Annotated in this window: 1 pseudogene; it reads right to left on the reverse strand. The window is 37.0% G+C overall.

Features of this window, described 5'->3' with window-relative positions:
* A pseudogene (locus FHK88_RS12230) lies at window positions 1-495 on the reverse strand (F0F1 ATP synthase subunit alpha); the annotation flags it as partial.

Raw genomic sequence — 495 nt, forward strand, 5'->3', positions numbered from 1 at the left:
ATATACTGGGTTACCAGCATCGTAAAATTCTTTTTGATTTAAAATAGTATCAATAGCAACTGTAGATTTACCAGTTTGACGGTCTCCAATGATTAACTCACGTTGACCACGTCCTACAGGAATCATAGCATCAATAGATTTGATACCAGTTTGCATTGGTTCAGTTACAGGCTCACGATAAATAACCCCAGGAGCTCTACGCTCTAAAGGCATTTGGTAAGTTGTACCTTCAATTGGTCCTTTACCATCAATTGGCTGACCTAAAGTATTTACAACACGTCCTACAATACCTTCTCCAGCTCTTAAAGAAGCAATTCTTTCTGTACGTTTAACAACAGAACCTTCTCTTACTGATGTAGAAGCACCTAATAATACAACACCTGCATTATCTTCTTCTAAGTTTAATACGATTCCTTCTAATCCGTTATCGAATTCTACTAATTCACCATATTGTACATTAGACAAACCATAAACACGAGCAATACCATCACCTAC

The sequence above is a fragment of the Psychrobacter sp. I-STPA6b genome (genome assembly GCF_020662265.1).
Classification (GTDB): Bacteria; Pseudomonadota; Gammaproteobacteria; order Pseudomonadales; family Moraxellaceae; genus Psychrobacter.